Annotated in this window: 20 protein-coding genes; 10 read left to right on the plus strand and 10 right to left on the minus strand. The window is 60.6% G+C overall.

All coding sequences use genetic code 11. The features are described from left to right. Positions 1-32: 32 nt before the first annotated feature. The 6 genes from E3T43_RS12605 to E3T43_RS12630 form a co-directional block, all read right to left on the minus strand. The gene (locus tag E3T43_RS12605) at positions 33-1,142 is read right to left on the minus strand and encodes a Wadjet anti-phage system protein JetD domain-containing protein (RefSeq protein WP_134472665.1); all 1,110 of its coding nucleotides are present in this window, start codon (positions 1,140-1,142) and stop codon (positions 33-35) included. Positions 1,143-1,198: 56 nt separating this feature from the next. After that, positions 1,199-4,549 carry an ATP-binding protein gene (locus tag E3T43_RS12610; protein WP_134472666.1) on the minus strand — a complete coding sequence of 1,117 codons (3,351 nt, stop codon included), beginning with the start codon at positions 4,547-4,549 and terminating at the stop codon, positions 1,199-1,201. Beyond that, positions 4,542-5,213, minus strand: a complete 672-nt coding sequence (locus tag E3T43_RS12615; RefSeq protein ID WP_134472667.1) for a DUF4194 domain-containing protein — start codon at positions 5,211-5,213, stop codon at positions 4,542-4,544. The genes E3T43_RS12610 and E3T43_RS12615 overlap by 8 nt, the downstream gene beginning before the upstream one ends. Further along, positions 5,210-6,694, minus strand: coding sequence for a DUF3375 domain-containing protein (locus tag E3T43_RS12620; protein WP_134472668.1), 1,485 nt, complete (start codon positions 6,692-6,694; stop codon positions 5,210-5,212). Before E3T43_RS12620 ends, E3T43_RS12615 begins: the two co-directional genes overlap by 4 nt. A 218-nt stretch (positions 6,695-6,912) precedes the next feature. Continuing rightward, positions 6,913-7,737 carry an HNH endonuclease gene (locus tag E3T43_RS12625; RefSeq protein ID WP_198414361.1) on the minus strand — a complete coding sequence of 275 codons (825 nt, stop codon included), beginning with the start codon at positions 7,735-7,737 and terminating at the stop codon, positions 6,913-6,915. Between the two features lie 136 nt (positions 7,738-7,873). Beyond that, positions 7,874-8,767: a GIY-YIG nuclease family protein gene (locus tag E3T43_RS12630; protein WP_134472669.1), complete on the minus strand. Its 894-nt coding sequence runs from the start codon at positions 8,765-8,767 to the stop codon at positions 7,874-7,876. Between the two features lie 580 nt (positions 8,768-9,347). Between E3T43_RS12630 and E3T43_RS12635 the strand changes: the two genes are divergently transcribed. Further along, on the plus strand, positions 9,348-9,731 hold the full coding sequence (locus E3T43_RS12635) for a hypothetical protein (protein ID WP_134472670.1): 384 nt from the start codon (positions 9,348-9,350) through the stop codon (positions 9,729-9,731). 76 nt (positions 9,732-9,807) lie between these two features. Here the strand turns inward: E3T43_RS12635 and E3T43_RS12640 are convergent, their stop codons facing one another. Together E3T43_RS12640 and E3T43_RS12645 are read right to left on the minus strand one after the other, a co-directional pair. Continuing rightward, complete coding sequence (locus E3T43_RS12640; protein WP_134472671.1) at positions 9,808-10,272, minus strand: hypothetical protein; 465 nt, start codon at positions 10,270-10,272, stop codon at positions 9,808-9,810. Between the two features lie 71 nt (positions 10,273-10,343). Continuing rightward, positions 10,344-10,955, minus strand: coding sequence for a helicase associated domain-containing protein (locus E3T43_RS12645; protein ID WP_166791317.1), 612 nt, complete (start codon positions 10,953-10,955; stop codon positions 10,344-10,346). 473 nt (positions 10,956-11,428) lie between these two features. On the opposite strand from E3T43_RS12645, the gene E3T43_RS12650 reads away from it, so the two are divergent. Further along, positions 11,429-11,773, plus strand: coding sequence for a hypothetical protein (locus tag E3T43_RS12650; protein ID WP_134472673.1), 345 nt, complete (start codon positions 11,429-11,431; stop codon positions 11,771-11,773). A 73-nt stretch (positions 11,774-11,846) separates the two neighbouring features. On the opposite strand, the gene E3T43_RS18795 is transcribed toward E3T43_RS12650, so the two are convergent. Further along, complete coding sequence (locus E3T43_RS18795; protein ID WP_166791318.1) at positions 11,847-12,269, minus strand: hypothetical protein; 423 nt, start codon at positions 12,267-12,269, stop codon at positions 11,847-11,849. A gap of 121 nt (positions 12,270-12,390) precedes the next feature. Here E3T43_RS18795 and E3T43_RS12655 point away from each other — a divergent pair, with 121 nt between their 5' ends. The 7 genes from E3T43_RS12655 (at position 12,391) to E3T43_RS12685 (ending at position 22,614) form a co-directional block, all read left to right on the plus strand. Next, positions 12,391-13,158 (plus strand): TnsA-like heteromeric transposase endonuclease subunit, encoded by a 768-nt coding sequence (locus E3T43_RS12655; protein WP_166791319.1) that lies wholly within the window; start codon positions 12,391-12,393, stop codon positions 13,156-13,158. Then, positions 13,145-15,058, plus strand: coding sequence for a Mu transposase C-terminal domain-containing protein (locus E3T43_RS12660; protein ID WP_134472675.1), 1,914 nt, complete (start codon positions 13,145-13,147; stop codon positions 15,056-15,058). Before E3T43_RS12655 ends, E3T43_RS12660 begins: the two co-directional genes overlap by 14 nt. Next, positions 15,055-16,149: a TniB family NTP-binding protein gene (locus E3T43_RS12665; RefSeq protein WP_134472676.1), complete on the plus strand. Its 1,095-nt coding sequence runs from the start codon at positions 15,055-15,057 to the stop codon at positions 16,147-16,149. Before E3T43_RS12660 ends, E3T43_RS12665 begins: the two co-directional genes overlap by 4 nt. Beyond that, positions 16,146-18,113, plus strand: a complete 1,968-nt coding sequence (locus E3T43_RS12670; protein WP_134472677.1) for a zinc-ribbon domain-containing protein — start codon at positions 16,146-16,148, stop codon at positions 18,111-18,113. The genes E3T43_RS12665 and E3T43_RS12670 overlap by 4 nt, the downstream gene beginning before the upstream one ends. 358 nt (positions 18,114-18,471) lie before the next feature. Next, entirely contained in the window at positions 18,472-20,328 is a 1,857-nt protein-coding gene (locus E3T43_RS12675; RefSeq protein ID WP_166791320.1) for an AAA family ATPase, read from the plus strand. Then, positions 20,318-21,217, plus strand: coding sequence for a HAMP domain-containing sensor histidine kinase (locus E3T43_RS12680; RefSeq protein WP_166791321.1), 900 nt, complete (start codon positions 20,318-20,320; stop codon positions 21,215-21,217). The genes E3T43_RS12675 and E3T43_RS12680 overlap by 11 nt, the downstream gene beginning before the upstream one ends. Continuing rightward, positions 21,214-22,614, plus strand: coding sequence for a response regulator (locus E3T43_RS12685; protein ID WP_134472680.1), 1,401 nt, complete (start codon positions 21,214-21,216; stop codon positions 22,612-22,614). The genes E3T43_RS12680 and E3T43_RS12685 overlap by 4 nt, the downstream gene beginning before the upstream one ends. Before the next feature lie 123 nt (positions 22,615-22,737). Here the strand turns inward: E3T43_RS12685 and E3T43_RS12690 are convergent, their stop codons facing one another. Then, a complete protein-coding gene (locus E3T43_RS12690; protein ID WP_134472681.1) occupies positions 22,738-23,529 on the minus strand; it encodes a helix-turn-helix transcriptional regulator in 792 nt (263 codons plus the stop codon). A 417-nt stretch (positions 23,530-23,946) separates the two neighbouring features. Here E3T43_RS12690 and E3T43_RS19535 point away from each other — a divergent pair, with 417 nt between their 5' ends. Continuing rightward, the gene (locus tag E3T43_RS19535) at positions 23,947-24,075 is read left to right on the plus strand and encodes a hypothetical protein (protein WP_255454204.1); all 129 of its coding nucleotides are present in this window, start codon (positions 23,947-23,949) and stop codon (positions 24,073-24,075) included. Positions 24,076-24,795 lie beyond the last annotated feature (720 nt).

Consider the following 24,795-nt stretch of genomic DNA (forward strand, 5'->3'; position numbering starts at 1 on the left):
TATCGAATGAGCCACTCAGATTGCCGTACAGGTCACGATTCTCCCGCTGCGGAGGATTCCCCCGCCAAGTTCATGGCCAGAGTCACCGCAGCCCACGGGACTCGTTCCTGTTCGAACCGGACATGGCTGCCGTGCGTTCCGGCGACGAGGGATTGGTAGACGAGCTGTTCCGTATCGGTGAGGTTATCTAATCGCGCGGCGGTCGGCACATCCTCGGTGACCCAAGAAATCCGATTTCGCAGCAATGTGCCCTCGTCCATGAGAATCGACGTAGCTGGCAGGTGCGCGCGGAGCCGGTTCAGGATCGCAAAGCCATGCGTATCGATGTCACCCCAGTAGAGAATCTGAGCTCTTTGCAGCCATGGGATTCGTGCGTATGCCGGAACGTCGAACCCTTTGCCGGCTAGGACGACAGTGCCCGGCCTGTCTGTGAACGCGTGCCCGTTCTGCAAGTTTTCGCAGATGACAACGACTGTTGGCGTCAACGGAAGTTTCGCCAGTTCTGTCGGTGGCGCGGTGAACAAGCCGAGACCACCGATCTGGGCGCGGAGGGCGGCATCAAGGATACGCGTGAACGTCATCTTCTCCATCGTGCTGATCGGCGCGAGGACATCCGGGTTCAGTCGGGCCCCGAGGCCAGAGAGCTTGTCGACGAGGGGCCAGTGTCGCTGGACCCATTTGGTGTCAGCGCCCGGGATCGGGAGTTGACGAACGAGAAATCCCGAAGGGTCGTTGGTTTCAGCCCACCGAAGAGCGGTCAGCAGGGTCGCCCAATCGCCGTCGGGGAGCGCCATCACCTGCGTGAACACGCCCGCGGGCAGTACGCGGACATCCGGCCAGCTGGAACGAAGCTCGGCTATCCGTCGGACCGATGCTGCCCACGGGCGCCGGTTCCCGGTGAACTCCGCGATGTCAATCGGGGTTTCAAATACGAGGCGGTGCGGCACATCAAGAACGCCGGAGTACGGCCATTTTCTGCGCACGGTCTCCACCTGCCCCGGGCCGGGGTACTCGCTCCACACCCGGGCCCGGCTCAACGCAAGACCCGTGTCCGCGTCGATGCTTTCTGCATTCAACTCCCGAATGGGAATCCGGACCGGGAACCCGTCCGCCATGTCGCTCGCCTGCACCCACCCTCTCATCCTCCGCGCATATACCTTACGCGCTTCCGTTAGAACGGCCCCGTAGGTTTCCTCAGTCACTCTCGGTCCCCACCAACGGCTTCGATCCGTTCCATTCGGATCGCTAGGACGCTGGAGAATTGGGTGTCATCGGCGCGGTGGACAATCGTCGCTCCGCCGACGAAGTGCTGGAAAGTTGCGAGCATCTTGTTAGGGGTGGCGAGGATGAGCTGGAACCCGAAGGTTTTGAATACCTGCAGCGACTGTTCCGTAAATTGAGCGTCCGCTTTGGAAAAAGCCTCATCAATGATTACGGGGGCGAACGCGGGGACGCTGCCGTATCCGTCTGTCAACTGGTATCGCAGCGCCGCAGCGAGAGTAAACGTGACGAGTTTCACACGTTGCCCGCCACTCCGGCCATTACCAGACGTGTGTCGATCGATAATCTCATCGCCACGCAGCTCATCCGCCGCGAACATAACGTGCTTCCGGACGTCCAGGATCTGCTGCTTCCACGTCAAATCTCTAGGATCATCACTGCCGAGCCGGGTGATGATCGCACTGAGCATGTCATACCGTTTCTCCGCCGTATCCTCCGCAGGGAGGGCGTTCGCCTGCGCGAAATCCCTCAGTTCGCGTTTGAATGCCTGTAACTGTTGTTGCTGGGCAATGTCGGCAACCATAATTTTCAGATGAGTGCCGCGATTGAACTCCGTGCTCGCCAGCGCGTCGTTGATCGGTTCGATGCGACGGTCTATGGCCCGGCGTTCTTCTTCTAGCTTTCGAGATAGGTCGGTGAGATGCCGTGTCGGTCCGTCTTGCATGAGCTTCCGGAATGCGCCTTCGAAATCGGGGAGTCGGTCGCGTTCCAATGTTTCAAGGATTTTACGAAACTCCGGCAACGCAGCGAACGTGTCATCGACGTCGGTTGAATGCTCCGGCCATTGCAGGATGAAGCTGGCGAAGATGAGTTTCAGGCTCGCGTGCGCAGCTTGGCCTTGAAGCTTCGCCGAATTTGCTTCCGCCACGATCTCGGTTCGCGCAGATCCCGCAGCGTCGTTCAAAGCGCTAACCGTGTGTGCGGGATTACCGGTGCTCAACCGGGCTTGGAGTGATGTCTGCACGTCGTCGGAGACGGTGGGCAGGGAGGCCAAGGCCACTCGTTCCGCCGCCAACCCGTCCGCGATATCACGGTGGTTTTTGGTCGCCGCTCCGCGTTCTTCCACCGCGAGGTCGCGGATTGTGATTTCAGCGGCGCGGCTGTCCTTTGCGATGGCGAGATTCTCGGAAATGGTTCCAAGGGCTGGGTTGCCGCCGAGGATCGTGTCGAGCGTGCGCTGCTCACCTTCCAGACGCTGGATAGTGGCGTCGACGTCGATGTCCTCCCATGCTTGACCGTGGATCCGCTGCAGAGCCTGTTCTCTGTCGCTGCGAGCTTGTTCCTTCTGCTCGATGGAGGTCCTTGCCTGCACAGCCGAGTTCATTGCCGTCCGTAATTCGGCGACGCTCTCCTCGAAGATGGCCGTTTTGGCGCCATTGTCGAACCCAAGCACCCATTTGCTTCGATTGTCGATGTCCCAACGGTCGTCTTTGACGTGGCGGTCACGCCGCCCGCGTTCCAACCCGTTCCGAGTGACAGCTTGGATGTCCTTGTCGAGACCAGTGACGCTGTCCACGCACTGGTAGTCGAGTGTCTTGAACAACCGGTCAAGCACCCAGCCGCGGAATTCCCCCGTTGTAACGTCCAGTTTGCCAATCAGGCTGTTCCCTGAGGGGCTGCGATCGGGTTCGGACATATCCGGGTTCACCGGGTAGAACACCACCCGTTTTCCGAGGTTGTTATCATTGACGAACTTGGCGGCCGCGAGATAGTGCTCCCGGGGAACGAGGATTGACAAGGCGAAGCTGTGCATCACCCGTTCGATCGCGCCAGACCAATCCTCCTCATCAGAGCGAACTTGCACCAGCTCGGCCACATAAGGGAATCGGGTTGCCGATGTTGCACAGGCGGCAGCTATCCGGTCGCGGACCTCCCCCTCCGTTGCAGGGACATTGGACGGACGCTGCCGCAATGCTTTGAGTTCCCGCTCCGCCTCACCGAAGAAGGTCCGAGCTTTCGAGACCTGATCTTGAGCCGCGTAAAGCACCTCTTGACGTTCCCTGCGGTCGCCCCCCATCTGTGCCAACTCAATGGTCGCGTCGCGGGCCAGCTGATGAAACTCTTCTGGGCTCGACGGGATTGAGAAACCGGCACCTTTGATGTCCCGCGAGAACCGTGTCCGTTGGGTTTCACGCCTCCCGCGTTCGCCCTCCAGCGTTTCAATGCGGTCGCCAATTCTGTGGAGTTCGTTGCCCCCGGCGTTTTCGTAGTCGCTGCGCAGCGCTTCGATCTCCCTGTCGCGGGCATCGATCCGGGCGTCGATGACGGTGATTACGGATTCCACGCGCGCCATCGAGTCTTCGGCGTCCCGCAGGTCCTGATCGAGAATAATGACGGCGCGTTCTCCGCGGACCCGTGCCACTCCCGTGAGCTCAAGGTTGAGTCTCTCCTGGCTGTCGGACGCGTTGTCGATTACGGCCACATGAGAAACCAGCGGCTTCAGGAGGTCCCGTTGCTCCCTCGCGGTCTGAACGGCCTTGTGGGCGGCGCGGAGGTCCCCGAACTGGGCGACCGCACGATCTGCGTGGAGGAATGTCTCCGGCTCGTCCAGCATGAAATCTTTAAGCAGACCGTCGAGAGTGTTGAGCCCTTTCATCGCCTGGGTCTTCTGCAAGAGTTGCAGGGCTCGTTCGCTCTGGATACCAAAGAGGCGCATGTAGCGTTCTTGGTATGGGCCAAAGTCCGTTCCAATATGAGCGGGTTCGAACTTTCGTTTCAGGACACCCGAGTCGAGGCGTATCCGGACGATGTCCTGCAGCTCCTTCACACTGAAGGGGCGTTCCAGGATCATCGCGACCTTGGTCAGCTGCTCGACATTTGTCGTGCTTTCGGACGCGCGGAAGATTCTGACGAGGGTGACTACCCCACGGTGCGGGTGTGTAAATTCGAGAGCCAGAGCCGACCAAGTCGCCCCGTTTCTCAGGTATTGGACGGCTGCGTTGCCTTCCTCGTCGGGCCGCTGTGCATACGCCCCCCGAACGTAGGTGAGGAGGGTTCGGTCACGGCCCTTGGTGATCGCGTCACGGGCGGCAGCGTTGAAATCAAGATCTTTAGGGGCGAACATAACCGCGGACATTGCATCAAGGAGTGTGGACTTTCCTTTCCCAGACTCGCCAGTGATGAGATGCCCTTCAGGGGATATTACGGCTTCCGAGAACCCCTTGAACGTTCCCCAATTGATGAGCTGAAACCGGGTAAGAGTGAATTGCGACGGTCGGTCGTCCCTGGGAGCGAGGTCCGGATCAAGGAGCGCGAGCAGGTCAGTCATCGGATTTGTCCTCGTTTGCCTCAGCGTCGGTGGCCGCTCCACCGTCGGCGACGGTCCGGAGCGCGGCGAGCAACGCCGCGATTTCTTCAAGGGTGAACAGGTTCCGCAGCAGAGGCATGATCGTGTATCGGTCCTCGGTGTCCCGCACCTTTTTCAAGATTCCGAATTTGGCCATCTTGGTCACTGCGCTGTCCACGCTGTTACGGATACCTGCCTCGTTCGTGTCGGAGAAACGACGAAATGCAAGGATTTCATCTCTGATCTCGTCGAGGCTGACGACTGCGAACTCACTGGTGCCCGTCACTGTGGCGAGTGTCCGCCGCAGGCAGGCGATGACTGCCGACTCCACCAGGGTGAGGGGCGCTCGACGCATCAAGACAGGGAACGGCTGGTCGACGCCTGCCTGCCGTGCGAATGCGATCCTTGCGTCCCGGTTAATGACCAGACTCAAAAACATCTCCGACAAGTGCTGGCGGACCGTGTCCTCGTTCCGAAGCAACGCGTCGTAGGCGAGCTCGTTCTCCTCGCCGCTTAGCATCGGACCCCTGACGAGCCGGACGATCGCAGTGCGAAGGTGCACACTGAACTCCCCGGTATCTCCGGCAAAGAGCATGCCCGGGTGGTTATCATCCATTGCTTCGTAGTCGACTGCGGTGTCGTTCATTGTGTCTCCGGAGTGTAGAAGAGGATCTTTGGGATTCGTATCGTGTGTGTATCCGACCACGGGATGACCTCGTCCGCCCCTTCGCGCATCTGCGCGCTGCAAACGTCTCCGTCTGCTGCGCCCAACCCGATCAGGATCAGGCCGATCAAACTGGCAAGGCCTTGTGCGAGTGGGTGTTTGGAAATGACGTCGGCGATGCTGGCAACGGTGCGATGCCGGAGCGTGTCCTTGATGTTGGCTCGGAGGGTATGGAAATCGATGTCCGTGAGATCCACGAGCTCAAGAAGGTCCTCCCAGCTGCCGGCTCCGACCTCGGCTTCATAAGCGACCAGGTCAGGTAAGGACGTGTCTACCTCTTTTAGCTGCAACTGGCTCACCGAGCTGATGTCGCTTGTCGACAGCTTTAACTCGAACGGGATACGGGCACGGCCCGACATCGTCTGTGCCAGTTGCCCGTAGACCTTGTAGATATCTTTGATCAGCATGTCAACGCGTCGTTCGTGTGCGTATTGATTGTCCTCGACGAACGCGCGGAGCTTGGCAGCAAGGGTGTCAAAGACGGTGTGGACATCGCCGGCACGGCTTCGGAGGTCGGGGAGCATGTCGCGCAGGCCTTCTCGTTCCGCACGGCTCAGTGCCGCAGAGAACGGCCGTTCTAACAGCACGTCGATCGCTGACTCCACTTGCCGGACTCGTTCGGGGTCGGCCAATACTTGATAGAAGGCTTTGAAGCTGCGACCGAAGTCCGTGGTCTCCATTTGGTCAACTTGGCTCAATACGATTTCAAGGACATCGCCGCGACTCCCGTCCGATTCGATGGCTTGGCGCCTCAGGTCGTTGACAGCATTCCCAACGCTTCGACGGACACGCGCGAAATCCGTGGTGGACTGGCGGACTTGACCGAGAAGGTCGCGGACCGCTTCCAGCGCCCGCTCATCGTTCAACACAACGGTTCGGCCTGCGCGAAGCTGGTCGATTTCGGCGTCGATGGCGTCGCGTTGGAATGTCAGTGCGGCGATGCGCGATTCGGGGTTCGGGTCGGTGGATACGGCGAGGTCCGAAAGCTGTTGCATAATCGAGGTCATCTGCGATTCCGTCGTCGACGAAGCAGGGGTCACGATGGTCTCGGCGATGAGTAGTGCGGCATGCGCATCCGCCGAGACATCGTAGATTTCCTCCGTCCCGGTCTCGTTCGGTCGGCGTTCCAGCCAGCCGGCGCTCACCCAGTCCGTACAGTACTTTTGCGCGGAGGCGCTCATGTCACGGATTCCGGCACGGGCCAGCGCCCGGAGATCATCGGCGACACGTTCATGGAGGCGGCCGGTTGGGATCTGAGTGGCACCGGAATCGATGAAGTTCATCTTGAGGATCGCGAGGATCTCGGGCGCATTGTGCGCGGCGAGTAAAGTCCACGAGGATTCGCCGCGGGCACGCCGCAGTGCCTCCGTGCGGGCGAGGAGAGCGGAGACCGTGCGTGTCATACTCGCAGGCTAACGGCTACCTCCGACATTGCTGGTCCGGCTCCTACCGAAGACTGAAGTCGGTACCTCCCGATACGGTCGGGACATGGACATTACCCATCGGCCCGACGTCGATTACCGAGCTGAACCTGCAGTTCTCCCGCCCCGCTGACGTCGACTCGGACCAGCCGAGCTGAGCCTGACCGTGGCCGGCCGGCCAGTGGCGCGCCGATAACGTTCTAATACGTCAGGTCTGGCCTCGCGGTCGTCGTCCGCCCGTCGCCGCGACCGACTGCCGAGTCGCGCGGCGAGCGCCGCTGATCCCGACCAGCGGTTGGTGTCCATCGGCCGAGGGAAATCGAGTCCGGGCCGTAACCAGACTCGTCATCGACAGTTCGTGGCATGGCTGGACCGTATTCAAAGGTGTCGTCATCCCGGGCAAGGATCGGGTCCGCCGCTGTGGTGAGTGCGGCGGCACGGGCGTTGCGGACTCGTTTCTTGCGAGCGGACTTGAGGGACTGCCATGCTGACTGCCACGTGACTTCATCGTCAGCTAGGAGCGTTGGTCCATCCGGTACGACCCGGGTCTGGAATAGGGCCGTCAGCAGGCTCCGCTCGTGCGGCGTGGTGGGAACCATGTTCTCCGCCGTCTTTGCTCGGTGGCACTCCGCGCAGAGCAGTTGCAGGTTGTCGAGCCCTCCCGAACTTCCGGCGATGTGATCGATCTCAGTTCCCGGCCGGCCGCACTGCCGGCATCGGCCGCCGTCCCGCACTTTGATCTCAGTTCGGACCGCGGGTCGCAGGGTGCGGTCCAAGGCGCCGTATCCACCAACGAGCAGAAATGCGTTCCGAATTTGGATCGCCTCTCGCACGTCGGGGTCGTTGACCCGGCCGTCTCGGAACACGCGGCGCATGTAGCGGACGTGTGCAGCGATCTCCGAACACCACGACGAGCAGACGAGGGCTTCAACGTCTTCGGGCAGTGGTTGCAGACAATTGGCGCAGTGATCATCGAGGAAGTGCCGGTTGGCCGGGACGGGGACGACGAAGGGCGGCTCGCGCATGCAGCCATACTATGACGCGTGCGCTGACGTGGAGATCGAATCCGCCCACCGGTGCGGAATCGCTCGCTTCAGCTTCACCTTGATGCCCGGGCTGCTGTTTTGGCCGTGCCTGTGGCCATCCCGTCCTCGCTGAGGCTCAGCCGATGGCGAACTCGGAGCCGCCGATGTACTCCGTCTTCAACCCGCAAGCCTCCGCGCAGGCATCGAGGAAGGCTTCGTTGGTGAGGAACCATTCCTTCCCCGCTTCGCTGCTGCGGCCGACCAACACGCGGCGCGGGTTGTCATGCCCGGCGGTGCTTAGGAGCCGGTGGAACAACTGCTCAACCTCCGTGAGGTTGCGTCCGTGAGCCGAATACACCCGAAGCAAAGCCAAAGGTTCCGGCATGTGCGTGCGGACAGCCAAGTTGCGATGTTCGTTGATGCGCCGGCCAACGTCCTCGGCCTTCCCGACCTTGATCAAGGTGTTGCCTCGGGCTGGGTCCAGGGGGCTTTCGAGGTACCAGCCGTAGGAGAACGCGTAGATGCCCGGAACGTTCATGACGCGATCGGTCACGGACAACGTCTCGTTCTCGCTCGCTTCCTCGGCGGCGACGTTGTCCGGAGCCGTGACCTCATCGACGGCTTGCTCAACTTGAGTAAGCCGGCCTTGCAGGAGTGAAAAGGCATCGGCCGAGATCGTGCCGCGCGCCCGCCGGACGAGTGTTCGTAACGATGCGGCGGTCTGTTTCAACATCGACGGGGACGACGAGAAGCGGCCCTCGACGGCGGCTTGGATGTACGCGGTGTAGGAATAGACGAATCCGGGGGTGGCAACGTTGTGTCGCTCGGCGATCTCCTGAGCCGTCAACCCCTGCTCGAGGCCTCGGAAGACATCGCCCAGTCGGGTCTGATCCTGCCGCAACAGTTCACGAATTTCGTCCGTCGGCGATAGCGTTCCCGGCTGGGGGGCGGCGTCCTCCGTGCTCACCTCATCCTGCGTGATCAGATCCTCATCGAATTCGGTTCGAGATGGTTCGTTGTCGCCCAACATCACACTCCTGTTCAATCCCCATGGTGGCAGAGCCCAAGCCTGTTTGCGTTAACCTTCACTGGATCGAGGGCAGATGCCTTCGAAGCCTGGGCTGCGCTGACCTTCATTTCGACCGGCGACGGACAAGTATTACTCGTGGCTGTCAGCCCAAGCGTCAAGCAGCAGGATTGCGCTTGAGGGGCTGAAGAGCTCGAGCCTCGCGGTGTCGACGTCCACCCGTCGCCGTGACCGGCTGCCGGTCGACGCAACGGCGGACCGTAGCCTGTTTGAAAGCCTCAGTGACCCCACTCGCCAGTCCCGGCAAACGACGCTCTGCGTCGTTCGCGTGGCTCAGCCGCAAACAGCTCCCAACGAGTTACGGGAGAAGCAAACGCAGAATCCTGATTTGCAGACAGCTTCTACCCGAATGTGACCTGACAGGTCTGCCGCGGTGCAGTTCCGAGGTCAGCGCTGGCACCTGTCACGCACCTGACGCGGAACTCTCGCGGAACGCGTCCATTGTGATCTTCTCAGGAGCGACGATCATGATCGTGAGCAGGGGTATTCTCGACGCCATGACAGCGAACTCCTGCGGTGTTGTGTGAGTGCGAACGATGACGCCGCTTCGCCGACTGACCCTGATGTGCCTGCAGCCGAGCGCGAATACATCCGCGCCCATTCTGGCTTGTCCGCACCCTTCGATTCGACGCCTGCCGATTATGAACGGCTGACGGAGGAGACCCGTCTCAGGATCGCGGCAACGCAGATGAGCGTTGCAGAGGTTGCCGATTTGCTCGGGATGGACGAGGACCGGGTTCGTCAGAGTGTTGAGGATCCGGATCTTCTGGGCCTGGTTATGCTCACGCCGCAGGTCGATCTCAGACAGTCCACCGCCGGGCCACTGCTGACACCCCTGAAATGGCTCGCTGACGGTGGTGATCCCGAGGTCGTGTGGGAAATCCTGACCCAAGACCGCATGTGGTGACACGTCACCGACCGCGCCCATTTCCCGCACGCTCAACCTGAGAGTGGCAAGCAGGGTTTGGCTCGGGTCGGCTAACCTACTGCTCAGGTTCAGTCACACCATCGAAGTCGTATCTGCTGAACCAGCGTGAGGCCAGCCAGGCGACGGCTGCGACTTTGTGTTCGTGCTGTGATCCGAAGCAGCCTTGCACGACCTGCAGGTGGTCGAAGGCCTGCTGCGGGTCGATTCCGGGGCGTGGGTAGAGCTGTATTGTCGCCGGCAAGCCGTCGCAGAACCACATGCTTTGGAATGTGATCCATTGTGCGACCTGCTCGTCGGAGGATTGTGCTCTGCGGAATCTTTCGGGGATCAGAGCCAACGCGGGGAGCAGGTCGGGGTCTGCGCCGCGCGCAGGGTAGATGAGGTCGGCCTGCGCAATTGTTGTTGATGGCACCGAGAAAACGTCGCCCGTCTGTGCGGGGTCAGCAACGTTTGCAGGGTCGTCCGTGTCGTGCCGGGAGCGGCTCCTGTCGCGCCGGCCACCGGGAAGGTTGTCGTCCATGTTGTGATCCTGCACCGGCTTTGCATCGCTGGGCTGAAACGGGGACAGGTGTATTCCGGCACGGGACGGTCTTACCTCCGGCTGGTCGGGGCACCCCACGTCCAGAAGTCCAGCCCGTTCATCGTGTTGATCCGGTCTGGGGCGAGGGCGCCAGCCCGGTAGGCCAAACGGGTTTTTGCCGCCCATCGGTCGAGGGCGCGTTCGGAGGCGTTCGAGCTTCGAAGTTTCGGTGAGTGCCCGCGCGTGGCGGTGAAGTCCGCGTACGCGGCGCAGTTCGCCTGCCAGGTGTCCGCCAGCGGGTGGAAGCTGAACCCGGGGATGCAGAGCAACCGACGTACCTGATAAGCGCACAGGCGCCCTGCCGAGAAGGCGCGGCGTTGAGTGCGAACACTGTTGGTGCATTGCTTCTCGGCGGAAGTAATCGTGCCCTGAGGGAGGCGCCTGTTTTCGCGCGGCATGCGGCCCTCCGCGCGAACGAAAAATTCTAGGGCGAGCATGTTGCGTGTCCAGCGGGCGACGTCTTGAGGCACGTCGCCCGGGTTCTCGGCAGTGCCCTGGTTCACCTGTTCACCGGTGTAGAACGCCAGCGATCGTTTCTGGTCCGAGGTGAGTGTCGATGGGAGCTGGCGCTGAAGCGTGGCGTATTCGGCATGCAGGATTTCAACGGGGGTCTGTTCGGGCATGGTTCCCTTTCCGACCGCACGGCGTGCGGTCGGAAGGTCCATGCGCGGCAGTAATGAGAACGCGCCGAGAATGTGTATTCCGGCACGGACTCACCGGCGCAAAAAACCCGGATATTGTCCCGCTATCGATCCCTTCAGGCCAGATGCCGAAGAAACCGGGAGGTCCGCAGATGCCTGATCAGCGAAGGTATCTCGCTCGCATTCGCTGCGCGGCCTTGGCTTTTTCGCCCGTCAGCCAGCACGCCTTGCCTGAGCCGCGTCGCGTCGCGTTGATCGAACCGGTCATTCTTCCGTGAACTTCGTCGCGGACCATCTGAATCCGCCCGATTCTGCGGGAACCACCTCACCGGCGATGAACCCCGAGGGCCGGGCAAAACGGACAGTCCTGGACGCCCCCACCAGCGACAGGGACGTGCTTCCTCGGGACGGCGATCCCGCCGATCCTGAAACCACCGCATCAGAAAGGCGTAACCATGGAGGACACCGGCGCTGAACCTCTTCGAGTCAACGAACTCACCGGCGTTGAAGGCGGTGTGTGGCGCATCGTCACGCGAGACAGCACCCACTACATCGACCTGGAGCTCGGCACGGTGACTCGGCTCCCGGGCATAAACGCTCCGCAGACGATCAACGATCGGACACGGCCGCTTCGCACGATCGACGTTTTACGTGTCGGTTCCCGCGGCGAGTGGACGATGTGCACCGACGGCCCAGACTTTGACATCGACTTCTTCTGGGCCAACACGTCGGTGGTGTCACGCATCGAAGCGATCACCCGTGATCAGCTCCCCGGAGCCGGCGGTGCCGTGGGTCACTAAGGCCCCGCGCAACGAAGCGCCCGGGGCCAACCGTGAAGGGGAGCCGATCGGTTTACGACAGCTTCCGTCGCTGCTATTGCTGGGAGGAACCGGGGCGCTGTCCCACCGGCGCCGATCGCCGCGCGTCACTGATTTCCCCCAGCACCAAATCGGCCCACGCGATGTCATCCAGCCGCATCACAATCTCTCCCCGCAGGCAACGCAGCAGCCGGGCGTAGCTGCTGCCGGACTTGTTCGCGAGTGTCTTGAGAGGTGCGTGAGCATCCGCACCGGGGCGAGCGGCCAACGGCCCTGTGGGGTCGGGCGCGACGATGCCTTTCGTGATTTCTTTCGCCCGCACCCGAATCCTCACCGCGTACATGTGCTGCAGGCGAGCGGCCCGGCCCAGTGCGGCAGAGCGTTCGTCCGTCGCCGGCAGCCATCGCACCTCACGCGCTTTCCCAAAGCTGCCCGGCTCCGCACACAAATCACGGGGTACATATCGGGGTGCGCTCATGATGTTAAAGCTACTCGAATTGACTGCGCAAATTCAGCATTCGATGCTATTTATCGGCAGTCTATGCTGCTTTTCGGCAGTTTTTTCTGCATTTCAAAATGGTGCCGCGCATCTAGTAGTCATGAACAAAGACCTGATGGACCTGATCGTTGACGAGTCGCTGCGATTCAGCGGCAATGCCCTGGTGCGATGGAAACCCACCGCTACGACGACGCTGCACGCACCAGCTGACCGAACCCTGCTGAGCAGGCACCTCTACCTCGCCGAACCATTTCGCAAGCCGACGTCGTATCCGCGACAGCGGAACTACTACGGGCTGTACTACTTCTCCCAGACGCAGTCTCATGTCTGGCACGAGTCGCTGAACGAGGCGAACATGATGATGTACCTCGACCACGTCGAGTCGATCACGGCGATCGCCGCTCAGCCGATGGAGATGGTCTTCGCCGACGGCGGCCGGCACGTCCCCGACCTGATGGCACTGCACACCAACAATCGCCAGGTCGTCTACGACATCAAACCCGCCTCGAAGATCACCTCGAAAGCGCTCGAGCAGTTCGCGAAAACGCAGGCCGTGTGCGCGGCTGTGGGTTGGGATTACCAGGTCCTCGCCGGCCTCCCCGAGCAGGTGCAGGCCAACCTGACATGGCTCAGCAACTTCACCCATCCCCTGTTCAGCCCCGAAGAAGACGCCACAAACCGTCTGCTCGCGGATCTCACCGGGCCGACGCGATTCGACGACGCGGCCCAGATTCTGTCGCCAGACTCACTCGCCTCTGGCCGTTCCGCACTCTTCCACCTCCTGTGGCTTCGCGTAGTACACACCGATCTGACCCAACGAATAGACGGCACCACCCTCATTGAACGGAGCCCCCATGCCCACGCTTGACATCACTGCCCCCATCGAACTCGACGACGGCGAATACACCTTCATCCAACTGAGCGCCGGCCTGATCAAAATGCGCTCCACCGCAACGGGCCAGTACGTCACCATGCACTTGGCCGAACTATCCCAACGTGTCGTGGGCCTGGAACCGGCCCCGATCGCCGACGGACGGCTCATCTCATCGCTCTCCGATACGCAACAACGACGCACGCTCACCCTGTCTGATCACTTGCGCGAAATCACCACCGGTGAGAATCCCAACGTCAGCAAGCCACGGGCCCAGTTCGACCCGGAAACCACCACGCAGGAGCAGCGGGTCCAGTCCAAACTCCTCGAGCTCGAAGCGACCGAGTTGAAGATGGCCCGCTCAACACTCATGTCCAAGCTGTCCGCATTCAAAAAGGCCGGCGAAACAGCCCTCATCGACGGCCGCGCCCTGACGGGTAAACACTCCGCGAGTCAGGATCGCAGGCAGGTCATCGAAGCTCTCTGTGACGTCATCGCCGCCCAACGCGGCGAATCAACGGGAACAAACCAGCGGCTGATTCACCTCACCCGGGCCGAGCTCACTCTCCAGTACGGCGCCGACGCGCCGCAGCTGCCGTCGCAGCGAACCATGTACCGGCTGATCGAGAACTACACAAGAAACAAGCACACCACCGGCAGCGCCAAGACTCGCCGCTCCTTGGCAGACCGCCCTGACCGGCCCTACGCCAAACACGTCCAGGTCCTGCCCGGCGCCGAAGTACAGCTGGACTCCACCCCGTTGGACCTTCTGGTCAAAGTCCCCAACGGAAAGCCGCAACGCCCCACGCTGACGATTATGATCGACGTCGCCACGCGCAGTATCCTCGCCTATTCATTTCGCCTCGTCGCGACGAAGAACGTCGACCACGTCGGCCTCATCGCCCAGGCCTTGACCCCGATCCAGAACCAGCCTGACCGCAGCCGGTTTCGCGACATGGTCCAGCAGCAAAACCCCACCTGCACGTTGCTCGGACATGACGATCTTGCCCGGCTCGCGCTCCACCGTCCCTACGTGTACCCGCGCATCCTGGTCATCGACAACGGCAAGGATTTCAAATCGACCCCGACCCTGCGAGCGGCCGAGGCATTCCACATGCGGGTCATCTTCTCCCCGCCGCGCACCCCGACCAGTAAATCGATCGTGGAACGCATGTTCAAGACCATCGGCACGATGTTCACCCAGCACCTCGCCGGATACGTCGGCCGGGGCGTCGAATTTCGCGGCGAAGACATCGAGAAGCGCAAGGACCTCCTGGACATTTACGCCGTGCAGGAACTCTTCCACGACTGGGTCCTAAACGTGTGGCAGAACCTGCCGCACGGCTCTCTGCAGGACCCCCTGCATCCCACCGTGCTTTTCTCCCCGAACCAAATGGCTGCCGCCGCCGCGGCAGCTACCGGCACGATCGATATCCCCCTCAGCAGGAACCAGTACCTCGCCCTGCTGCCGTCAACCAAGAAGGCCCTCACCTCCACCGGTCTCCGACACGCGAATCACTTCTACGACTCCCCGGAGCTACACCAGTTCCGCGGCCGGGAGAACTCCATGGTCCTGCACTACGACCCATACAACCCGTCCGCGGTGTGGGCTAAAGCTCCCGACGGCTCGTTCATCGAATGCACGATCCGCGACTGGAACGCTCAAAACAGTCCCTTCTTCGCGGCGTTTCAACCCGACAACATCGAACCCACCGAGGCGGAGAATCGCCTCGCCCAGAGGGCAGAAGTTGCCCTCGTCGGCGCCACACTCGCCGGCACCCCCCTCCACCAGCTCCCCACCCCCGCACAACCAATGTTGTTACCCGCCGATTTCGACGATGACGACGACGACACCGCAGAACTCTCCGAATTTAACCCCGAAGGAAACCTCTCATGACCATCCTCTTCCATAACAATGACCGCCCCGCTTCCCTCCACGACCGCGACGGCCTCACGTCGTTCCTGAACACGAGCGTCCCCCGTCCGGAGATCCTCAACGACGCGGACTACGCCGCCCTCACGACGGACGCCCGCACCTCCTACGACCGCTCCCGCATCCTCTACACCTCCGGCGGCATCGTCATCGCCACCCCGCACGTCACCGAATCCATCCGGTTGCTCACTCAGGCCTTCGCCGTCAACGTCGGCCGCAATTCCGGTCACGCCGGCCTCATGCTCAACGGCGACTCCACCGTCGGGAAAACCGAAACCGCCAAAGCCCTCATGCGAACCGTGTTCTCTCAATACACCCGCATGTTCCCCGACTACGAAACATACGGACACCTCCCCGTGGTTTACGTGTCAGTCCCCGCCGCATCCAACGGAAAACTGCTCATGAAAACATTCGCCGAATTCCTCCGCCTCCCCGTCACCGGACGCGAATCCATGGGAGAAATTCGCCAGCGAGTCGTGCAGGCACTCATCGCCGCAGGCACCCAACTGATCGTCGTCGATGAACTGCAGAACCTCGTCGGACGAAGCGTGGGCCTGGGCGAATCCGTGGACGTGCTGAAAAACCTGCACAACGAGGTCCCGGCCACGTTCGTGTACGCCGGCTTCGGTCTCACTAACGGTGAACTCCTCTCCGGGGCCAAAGGCCAGCAGCTCCGCGGCCGCTTCAGCATCTTCGACATGGAACGCCTCAACCTCGCCGACGCAGCAGACCGCAAAACATGGACCGGACTAATCGCCGCGTTCGAAAAGAAACTCCCCCTGCGCCACCAAGAAATTGGCAGCCTCAAGCTACTGCGCGACTACCTCTACCTGCGCACATCCGGATCAATCGGAAGTCTGGCCAAGCTCCTCACCGGAGCGACCATCGAACTGATTACGAAGGCGAAATACACCGAGGAATGCCTCACAGAAGCCGTCATGAACACCGTAAAACTTGACCAATTCGCCGAAGAAAACTACAAAGTGAAAATGGCAGCCCTCGGCAAAAGCAACAAAACCCAGCAGTACCCGTTGATCGGACTGGCCAGCGCATGAACACCCCCACTAGCCGCCTTCCATTTGACGTGCGCCCCTTCCACCGCGAAACCCTCGACAGTTACAGCATTCGGCTCCTCGCCGCGAACTTCTGCGACGACACCCACCGAGCCATGCTGACCCGAGAATTCGCTACCGGCCGAAGCGAAACCGCCGAGCATGACGGATGGATGCGCGCTCTCACCGCCACCACGAAACGCAGCGCACTGTTCCTCGACCCCAACAGCGCTGGCTGGCTCAAAGACGGCTTCCTCTCCTGCGACCACTTTCGGGACACGCTCCCGCAACGATTCGCCTGCACACATTGCACCCACGGGGCCATCGTCGAACAAAACCCTCACTTCGACAACATGGTCTGCATCCGGCACTCCCGTTGGGCCGGCCTATGGTGCCACGCCAACAAACAGCACCAAGTCACCCCGGACGCCGTCCAAGCCCAGATCACATTTCGAAAACTGCGCCGCAAACGCCTCATCGACGTGCGCCTCTACCTACTCACCACCAAAGCGATCGCGGCCGACCTCCACCCCAGCCTGCCCCTGGAGCAGGCAGAGCCCCTCGTCTTTGCTAGCGTCATTAAAACGATCCACGCCCTCACCGCTGACAGCTTCGCCCGCCGATTCTTCACCCCCTCCGGCACCGTCGCGAACGCATACGCCCACCTGAACACCCTCGTCATCGACAGTGTCGGACGACCCTCCCCCGCAATCACGCGCGCACTCTGGATCTACCTCCACCCGACCGCCCTCGCTCTGAGAAACGCAATTACGATGGGCGTGCCCTTCACCCCCGACTGGCAGCACGACTACCCTCTTCGACCCAAGACTGCTGCCGTGCTTGTCGCAGCCACGGGCGACCTGGAACCGATCGGTGACTACCTCGCGACCACTGGCGACACCCCGGTCACTGCAGCCGTCACCATTACACACCTGAACTCCCTTAACACCGGCGAACAAGACACGGACCCCCGATCATTCACCTGCAAGAACGGGCACACCGTCATGTACCTCCCGCCCGTCACGCTGCCCGGCACCATGACGCCGACGATGTACAGCCCTGCTTGTGGCCTCTGCACCGTCCGCCGCGTTCGGCCTGGCGACAACGACCTCCAAACCATGAACCCCGCAGCGGCCGCTCAATTCGACATCTACCGAAACGGCGGCCTCACCGCCGCCGACGTCGCCACCAACTCCAGCACCAAACACTCGTGGACCTGCCCCCAAGGCCACAGCCACGACGTCAGCCCATCAAAAAAGACACTCCCGACCTACAACTGCCCCATCTGCTCCAACCGAACCATCCGCTCCGGTTCGAACTGCATGGTCACCACCGACCCATCTTTTGCAGCGATGTGGGCCCAAGGATGGGCAGAAAACTGCTCCCCCGCTACTGTCGGTGCCGGATCGAACCTCCTCGCCAAATGGAGGTGCGACAAAGGCCACGTCTTCCCCGCACGCCCCTGGGAACTGGTCGCTGGCAAGCGCGGTTGCAACATATGCGGCCGAGAGCAAACCATTCTGTTCGAGGACAGCCTCGCCGCAACCCACCCCGAGGTAGCAGCCCGCCTGCACCCCACCTTGAACGGCTACCTCACCGCCGCACACGTCACCCACGGCGAGCGCCGCGAAATGTGGTGGCTCTGCGAGACCAACGAAAACCACTCATACCAAGCCCGGATCGACAAGGTCACACTCGGATTGGGATGCAAATACTGCTGCAGCCGGAAACTTCGGGCCGGCGACAACGACCTCGGCACCGTCGAACCCGTGCTCACCCTCGAACTCCATCCTTACCTCAATCCAAAAGACGCCCACGAGATGTTCCCAAGTGACCACAAGCTGTGGTGGAAGTGCAGAGCCAGCCAACACGACCACCAACAGACCACGCAGAACCGACGTCAGTCCAAAGGCTGCCCGAAATGCAATACGGCCGACCGGATCCTCGTTTACAGTATGGCCGCGTAGTCACGTGGAACAGCTGACACCGCTCGCCCTAGGTGATCGCGGCGTGGATCGAGGACCGCCACTCCTCGATCGGGCACTCCACGCCAGTGGACTTCCAGCTGCAGTACTCGTCACAGGCCGCAGAGACCCAACTCGCCCCTTAACCCGTGTCCACTCTCCGGGGTCAAGGCCAACCCGTCTACGCTAAGGCGAGACCGGTACGCAACACGGCGGTCAAGGACGTAAGTTAAGACCTTTCGGTGCGAGTTATCCGCCCAGCAGCACGCCCGCATGGCACGGAATTTCACCATGCGACTGCCACGATTTGTACCGCACTCGTGGAAAGATCAATCAATCTAGCAATGCCGGAGGAGCAGCCTTGAGGATCGAGCGTTTGCAAGTTGAGACCGAAGGATTCCTCTCGGGACTCGACGTCACTTTCACCCAAGGCCTTAACGTCATAATTGGCGCCCGAGGAACGGGCAAGACCTCCATTGTTGAGTTGATTCGATTTTGCCTGTCTGCCGGTTCATTTACTGACAAGGCCGCTCTGGAAGGCTCGCAACAAGCCATCGCAATCCTCGAGGGCGGTGCAGTAGCCCTAACCCTCACTGAAGGGGGATCGAGTTGGACGGTAACTAGGTCCGCTTCCGGTCATGTAACGAGTACCGGCGGACCCACAACTGTCGAGTGCACGGTATTGGCTCAAAACGAGGTCGAAGCGGTGGGTGCTCAAGCCTCGGGTCGGCTACACCTCATTGACCGGTTCCGGACCGGAAGAGAGCCCAGCGAACGAGCGATGAATTCTTTGCGCGCAGAGTTGCGCAGTCTCACCGTCGAGATCAATGGACTGATGGCAGAAGGCCACGCGCTGACCGAGGAAGTCGCAGCGTTAGCACCGCTCACGAGCGAGCTTGAAAGAGCCGTCGCTGAACAGGAACGACTCTTGCGGGTTTCGCAGGCCACGCAGGAGCAGCAAGACAACCTGCAATCTCTTCAAGCTGCAGGCCAAGTCCTCGCCGCTCGAGAATCAGTTGTCAGCCAGGATGCCGCGCAAGTTCAGTCATTCGCCGATGCGCTCAACAGGCTTCGCTACGAGGCCCCCTCCATTCTCCAACAATGGCCTGACTATGCGGGAGTTGACCTACTTTCCAACCAGAGATCAGCAATCCCGGCGATCGTCGACTCGCTCGGGAAAGCAGCAGAGTTGCTCAGTGTTATTCAAAATGGCCTTGCTGAAGCACGGGTCACAACGACTGACTTAAAGGCTCAGATCGATAGCAGCAGCCGCGCAATTCGGCAGCAGCTGGATCAAGCTCAGACAGGAATCGGTCTGGCTTCTCGCCGTGTTGCGGAGCTAGAGGCCCAATATGGTCACCTTCAAGCGCTTCGCAGCAGGTTGGAGGAGCGCCGCTTACGGTTCGTGGGGGTATCTGCCGATCGAGACCGACTGTACGACCAGCTCGAAACTCTTCGGGATGGCGTATTTGCAGAGCGAGAAACGATCGTCGCAGCTCTCAACCAGGCGCTCTCACCAGCGGTCCGAGTCAGGCTGAATCGTTCTGAAAACGTCGACCACTATCGTGCCGCGATTATCGCCGGACTGCGTGGCAGCGGGATCCACTACAACTCGCTCGCGCCGCAACTCGCTCGCGAAGTGTCGCCACACGAACTCGTTGGCTGGGTCGAAAATGGTGACGCGGCTGCCTTAGCCACCGTCCTCGGGATCTCAAATGATCGCGCTGCTTCAGTGATCAACGGCCTTCAGAGCGACGGAGCGGCTGACATCATCGCATCTTTGATCGAAGACGGTGTGGGACTCGACCTGCTGGACGGCATTGAGTACAAGCCGAGCGACCGACTATCAATCGGCCAGCGTTGCACCGTTGTCTTGCCAGTGCTTCTCGGACATCATGGAGATCCACTCGTCATGGATCAGCCCGAAGATCACTTGGACAACGCCTTCATCGCGACCACACTCGTTCCCGTCCTCAGCAGGAGGCAGCTCGAAGATCAATTCATATTCACTTCCCACAACGCAAATATCCCGGTGCTTGGAGAAGCGGAGTGGGTCGTGGTGATGGACTCAGATGGAGAACACGGATTCGTGTCGCATCAAGGCCCTCTGTCAGATCCATTTGTCGTGAACGCGGTCACGCGAATCATGGAAGGAGGCAAAGAAGCGTTTGCCTCCCGAGCTGCGTTCTATGAGAAAGACACTCGACATGTCCGATGAGACCTCCATGTCTGACCTTCTTGCGTCGCCGAAAGCCGCCGATCGCTTACGCGGCGCGCGTTTGCTTCTGAATTCTCCAGCACCTGCCGACATGCAACGCATGCGCCGAATTAGGAGCGTGGAGAAGGACTCCTGGGTGCAAAACGCGCTCGATAGCGCATTTGCCAATTGGGCCCGTGGCGGGGAGGACCGCCACGTCGAGGAATCCTGGATCGTTCGCCCAGGCGCAAGCGATTTGGAGGGGATCAAAGCCGAAGCGATCCAGTCAGTGACTCAGGTGATCTTGCATGAGATGCGCCCGCTGGTATTGGACGTTAGAACAGAAGCCAGTACCGAGGTACCTGCCTACGTCACTTCTCAAACCAGCACTACAATCGATCGACTTCGAGCATTTCTCGACACGATTAATCGACTCAACGAGGCTGCTGCCGCGCCGGTGACCGTCGAATTCGATTTGTCTGAGTTCTTGGCCGCCGAAATTCGAGAGTGCAAATTCACAGACGAACAAGCCGTAACTACCCGTAAAGACCCATTGATCGTCAAGGGCGATCCTGACCTACTTCGACTTGCCGTGAGAAATGCGCTTAGGAATGCGGTGGAGGCAAGTGAGGGGCTTGGAAAGCAGGTGGTTGTTAATTCCGGTCTCACAAGTCGGGAAGCCTGGGTGGTAATTCTTGATGAGGGCGTCGGGCTGCCAAGCTCTAGTGACAAAGTATGGAAGCCCGGCGTGACCAAAAAGTCCAAAGATGAACACTTTGGGTGGGGCCTGACGATCGCTCAGAGAGCCATGCTTTCCTGCAGCGGCTCAATGAAGCTCAGCGGCCGTCAGCACGCGGGAACGGCCTGCGAGATTCGTTGGTCACAGGGAAATGGGGACTCGGTCGAATGAAGATATTGCTGGTAGAAGACGAGGATCGAAGCGTCCGACAGATCATGCCGGTTATACATGGAGCCTGCCCCCAATCAGTATTGTCAATCGCTGGCGACCGTGATTCTGCACTGGAAGCGCTCAATGGCGAGAGCTTCGATCTGATCATCTGCGATCTCCGCATACCCCCGACACCAGGCAGTGCTGATATCGATGAGCGACATGGGTTGGCTGTGCACGCCTACGCTCGCGAACTCATGCCAGGAACACCAATTATCTTCCTGACCGCCTTCGCTACCGCGAAAAACGTCCGTGATCAGCTTTCAACGGGCGGGACATCTGACGTTTTCGGCGTTGCGGACTACCCGATGGTTCAGCTCACCGAGAAGGACGATTTGGACGAAACCGGGAGGCTCTTACTAGGCCTTCAAACGGCCCTCAACGAGTTGCGCTCGTACTCAAACGTCGACGCCACTGGCATCGATGACGAGATGTTTATTCGCGCCGTGTGCTCCTATGCGGTCCGCATTCAGCATCCATCAGTGATCATCGGGTACGCGGCGGGCCTGTCTGGCGCGACCGTTGGACGCGTGACGCTAATTGCTGACAATGGCGCGACCGCCAGGATCTTCCTAAAGGTCGTTGACCGCGCTGAGGCGGTGGATGAGTATCAACGTTTCAATCTGTATGTTCCAAACCGTCTTCAACCGGGTGACTTTGCGCCAGCGCTTCCACCGATCGTTTCTGGCCTTCGAACCAGAGCGGCTCTCGTATCTACTTTGGGTGACGCCGATTGCGTCTCGATGTTTCGGCTTTTGCGCGACGATCCTTCGGCCGCGGCGGAAGCGGTTTTTCGCCTTCGGCGGTCACTCGCCCCGTGGCAGTCGGGCCACCAGCGGCTCTCCACGAACATGCGACAGATGAGGCAGGCCCGCTGCGCCGACCACGTAGTTGAGGGGCTCGACGTCGACACGGGACTCGAAGAGCTCGCGGTGGAAGTACGCCAAGCTGTGGTTCATGGCGACCTTCACGGCGAGAACGTTCTCATTGATAGTCTGGGGCGGCCATTTTTGATCGATTTCGGCGACCTGGGCGAAGGCTCCGCGTCACTGGACCCCCTCACTCTGGAATTGAGTTTGCTCTTCCACAAGGATGGGCCCGGCAGGAATACCGATTGGGCGAGAGCCGTTGACTTCGGCGCCTGGGCTGAGCTGGATCGATACGTCGAGAACTCGCCTTACGAAGACTTCATTCGTGCGTGTCGCGAGTGGGCTTCTGCCTGCGATGGGAGTGATGCGGTGCACGCGACCGCCTACGCCCACGCGATGCGCCAGCTGAAGTATGACGATGTCGACCCGAATCTCGCGCTATCCATCGCGCGATCGGCTGGCAACGCGATCCGTGATGGCCGAGCGTGACGCTAGTTGCTTTCCCCTGAAGCAGACCGGCCTGAATTGGCCTGCCACTCACCGTCCCGTGCGGTTTGCCTCCCGATTATCTGGCTCGACGGTGCTCGCAGCGCCAGCCCGATCTGGCGAGCCTTAGTCGTCCGGGGTAGCTCGCTGCTCGACGATTGCCTCAACGTAACCGCGCACCCGCTCCCTTTCGGGTCCGGACAGTTCTCGGATCAGGTCCTCCAACTCCACCGTATTCACGGACTTGCCGCGACGCCGCACAATTGGGGTGGGTATCTGCAAGAGCGGCATCCGTACCCCTTCCCGCGAGTCGAATTCGAGCTTGCGACCGCGGGCCTGCGTATCGCCCCAATAGATCCAGATGCCCGGTAGGGGGACGAAGGCTGCGAAGTCTGCTTCGAGCTTCATTTGTGCATCGGGGGAGATCACCCATGCGCCCGCTTCGTCCATGTGGGGCGTGTAGGAGGGATCGAACTCGTCCGGCTCTACTCGAATCGATGCGTCGGGAAGAAGCCGCCTCAAAACAGCAGTGATTCGTACTGCGAGTCGGTAGATCGCTTCAAGATCAGGCCGATCTTGCAACGTCTCGATGATGTCGGCATCTAGTAAGTCCGAGCCGAGCGCGTCGGGCCGGTCGCTGTAGAAGACGGGTTGATCGCGCCCTACGGGTACCAGACCCTGGCAGAGCACCCAGAGTTCGTGGAGATCAGCTTCGCTCACCTCGAGGGCAGCAGCCCACAGCGCGATCTTCGGTGCCTTGAGGGCCCGCTGGCCCTTCTCGACCTGAGACACGGTCGCGGCCGGTGCTCCAATGCTCTCCCCGACCTGCCGCATGGATCCCCTGGTCCCTAACGACCGCACCAGTGAGAGCAGATGGCCAAAGAGCTTAGCTGATGGTGTTCCTCGTCTCATGTCCATAACCATATCTTATTCATGTTAGAGAGATGCGTCCATTTGTGTTTATCTTCACTTGCATCTTTCTCTCGGTTTTGTCTATGGTGTATATATTCACAGTTTTATCGTCCCAGCAGATCGGAGTCTGAGCATGCTCGTGCTATCACCCGGCCCCAGTGTCGGCCATCGGCGTCGACAGCTGGTGGGCAATCGCTCCTGCTCTTGTGGAAAACGTAGGTTCCCCGATCACGGTGCAGTCGTCCACGCTCTTCACTCCGCCGTAGCCGCGCGAGCACTGGACCCCAACTCGCGTCGACGCGAGCACCGCGGCTACGAATGCGAACTCTGCGCCGGTTGGCACCTCACCAGCAAGCCCGCTCGCGGATGAGCGTCCGCTGTCGTCAACTACACCCGCACCGCGACACCAGGGAAGGGGGTGAAGTGAAGATGCTGATTACCAAACTGTTGCTTGGGCTTGCGTCGCTGGTGGCTGTTTCAGCCAATGGCGGTTCGATAGCCGTTTCGATGGCCGGGATTACCGGAACCGTGACCGTCAACACTCCGAAATAGGGATCGACTCCGAGGTCAGGTGACCCAGCGGTACGGCCAGGGCAAATAGTTGCCCTGGCCGTACCTCTTCCGGCTTTCCCCGGACTAGCGACATCCGAACAGACGCTCGTCGGATTCGACTCGGCCGTCGCGCGTGTCCGGAGTAGGTTGACAAAACCGACCGCGATCCGCCTGCCGACTTCCGCGTCATTCCGCTTGTCCGGACGTGGCAATTTGTCCGAACTGGCCTGTCACGCGACACACACTGTCGAGTGCCAGGCTAGTTCGGACTTTTGCCACCTAGTTCGGTCAATCCGGCTATCAAGTTCGTTGAAAGTCATGTCGTTGTCTTGAGCAGACGTGACCCGAACGCGGTCCTCAGCCTGTCGCAGTTGACGTGCCTTGGCGGGATTTCCTTACGCGACAGGTCAAACGGGACAAGTTCGCTCAGACGGTGTGCGGGGCCCTGTCTTTGCGGGGCGTTCCCGTATGAGGTCCCACTTGCGGGCAGCCAATGCAACCAGCGAGGGCGTGAGATCCGACCCGACGAGTGAACCAACTGATCACACGCGAGGTGCCTCGTCGTTCCGCTCATTGTCCTAGCTTGAATGCGTCCGCAGGGTCGAATCTCTCCCGCCTAAACCTCGATCCACCGGTCGAGTTGAAGTTGTGACGGCGCGTTAAACCGAGAATGCCTGTCGGATCAGGAAAAATAGAACTTACTTAGGGTTCAATTCGACC

The organism is Cryobacterium sp. Hh7, assembly GCF_004403155.1.
Lineage (GTDB): Bacteria > Actinomycetota > Actinomycetes > Actinomycetales > Microbacteriaceae > Cryobacterium > Cryobacterium levicorallinum.

Excerpts from the sequence above, each read along its gene's own strand:
- E3T43_RS18795 (WP_166791318.1), bottom strand. The coding sequence starts at position 12,269 with ATGAGCGCACCCCGATATGTACCCCGTGATTTGTGTGCGGAGCCGGGC.
- E3T43_RS12690 (WP_134472681.1), bottom strand. The coding sequence starts at position 23,529 with ATGGACATGAGACGAGGAACACCATCAGCTAAGCTCTTTGGCCATCTG.
- E3T43_RS12640 (WP_134472671.1), bottom strand. The coding sequence starts at position 10,272 with ATGGACGACAACCTTCCCGGTGGCCGGCGCGACAGGAGCCGCTCCCGG.
- E3T43_RS12610 (WP_134472666.1), bottom strand. The coding sequence starts at position 4,549 with ATGACTGACCTGCTCGCGCTCCTTGATCCGGACCTCGCTCCCAGGGAC.
- E3T43_RS12620 (WP_134472668.1), bottom strand. The coding sequence starts at position 6,694 with ATGACACGCACGGTCTCCGCTCTCCTCGCCCGCACGGAGGCACTGCGG.
- E3T43_RS12665 (WP_134472676.1), top strand. The coding sequence starts at position 15,055 with ATGACCATCCTCTTCCATAACAATGACCGCCCCGCTTCCCTCCACGAC.
- E3T43_RS12615 (WP_134472667.1), bottom strand. The coding sequence starts at position 5,213 with ATGAACGACACCGCAGTCGACTACGAAGCAATGGATGATAACCACCCG.
- E3T43_RS12630 (WP_134472669.1), bottom strand. The coding sequence starts at position 8,767 with ATGTTGGGCGACAACGAACCATCTCGAACCGAATTCGATGAGGATCTG.
- E3T43_RS12680 (WP_166791321.1), top strand. The coding sequence starts at position 20,318 with ATGTCCGATGAGACCTCCATGTCTGACCTTCTTGCGTCGCCGAAAGCC.
- E3T43_RS12625 (WP_198414361.1), bottom strand. The coding sequence starts at position 7,737 with ATGCGCGAGCCGCCCTTCGTCGTCCCCGTCCCGGCCAACCGGCACTTC.
- E3T43_RS12655 (WP_166791319.1), top strand. The coding sequence starts at position 12,391 with ATGAACAAAGACCTGATGGACCTGATCGTTGACGAGTCGCTGCGATTC.
- E3T43_RS12660 (WP_134472675.1), top strand. The coding sequence starts at position 13,145 with ATGCCCACGCTTGACATCACTGCCCCCATCGAACTCGACGACGGCGAA.
- E3T43_RS12645 (WP_166791317.1), bottom strand. The coding sequence starts at position 10,955 with ATGCCCGAACAGACCCCCGTTGAAATCCTGCATGCCGAATACGCCACG.
- E3T43_RS12670 (WP_134472677.1), top strand. The coding sequence starts at position 16,146 with ATGAACACCCCCACTAGCCGCCTTCCATTTGACGTGCGCCCCTTCCAC.
- E3T43_RS12650 (WP_134472673.1), top strand. The coding sequence starts at position 11,429 with ATGGAGGACACCGGCGCTGAACCTCTTCGAGTCAACGAACTCACCGGC.
- E3T43_RS12685 (WP_134472680.1), top strand. The coding sequence starts at position 21,214 with ATGAAGATATTGCTGGTAGAAGACGAGGATCGAAGCGTCCGACAGATC.
- E3T43_RS12605 (WP_134472665.1), bottom strand. The coding sequence starts at position 1,142 with ATGAGAGGGTGGGTGCAGGCGAGCGACATGGCGGACGGGTTCCCGGTC.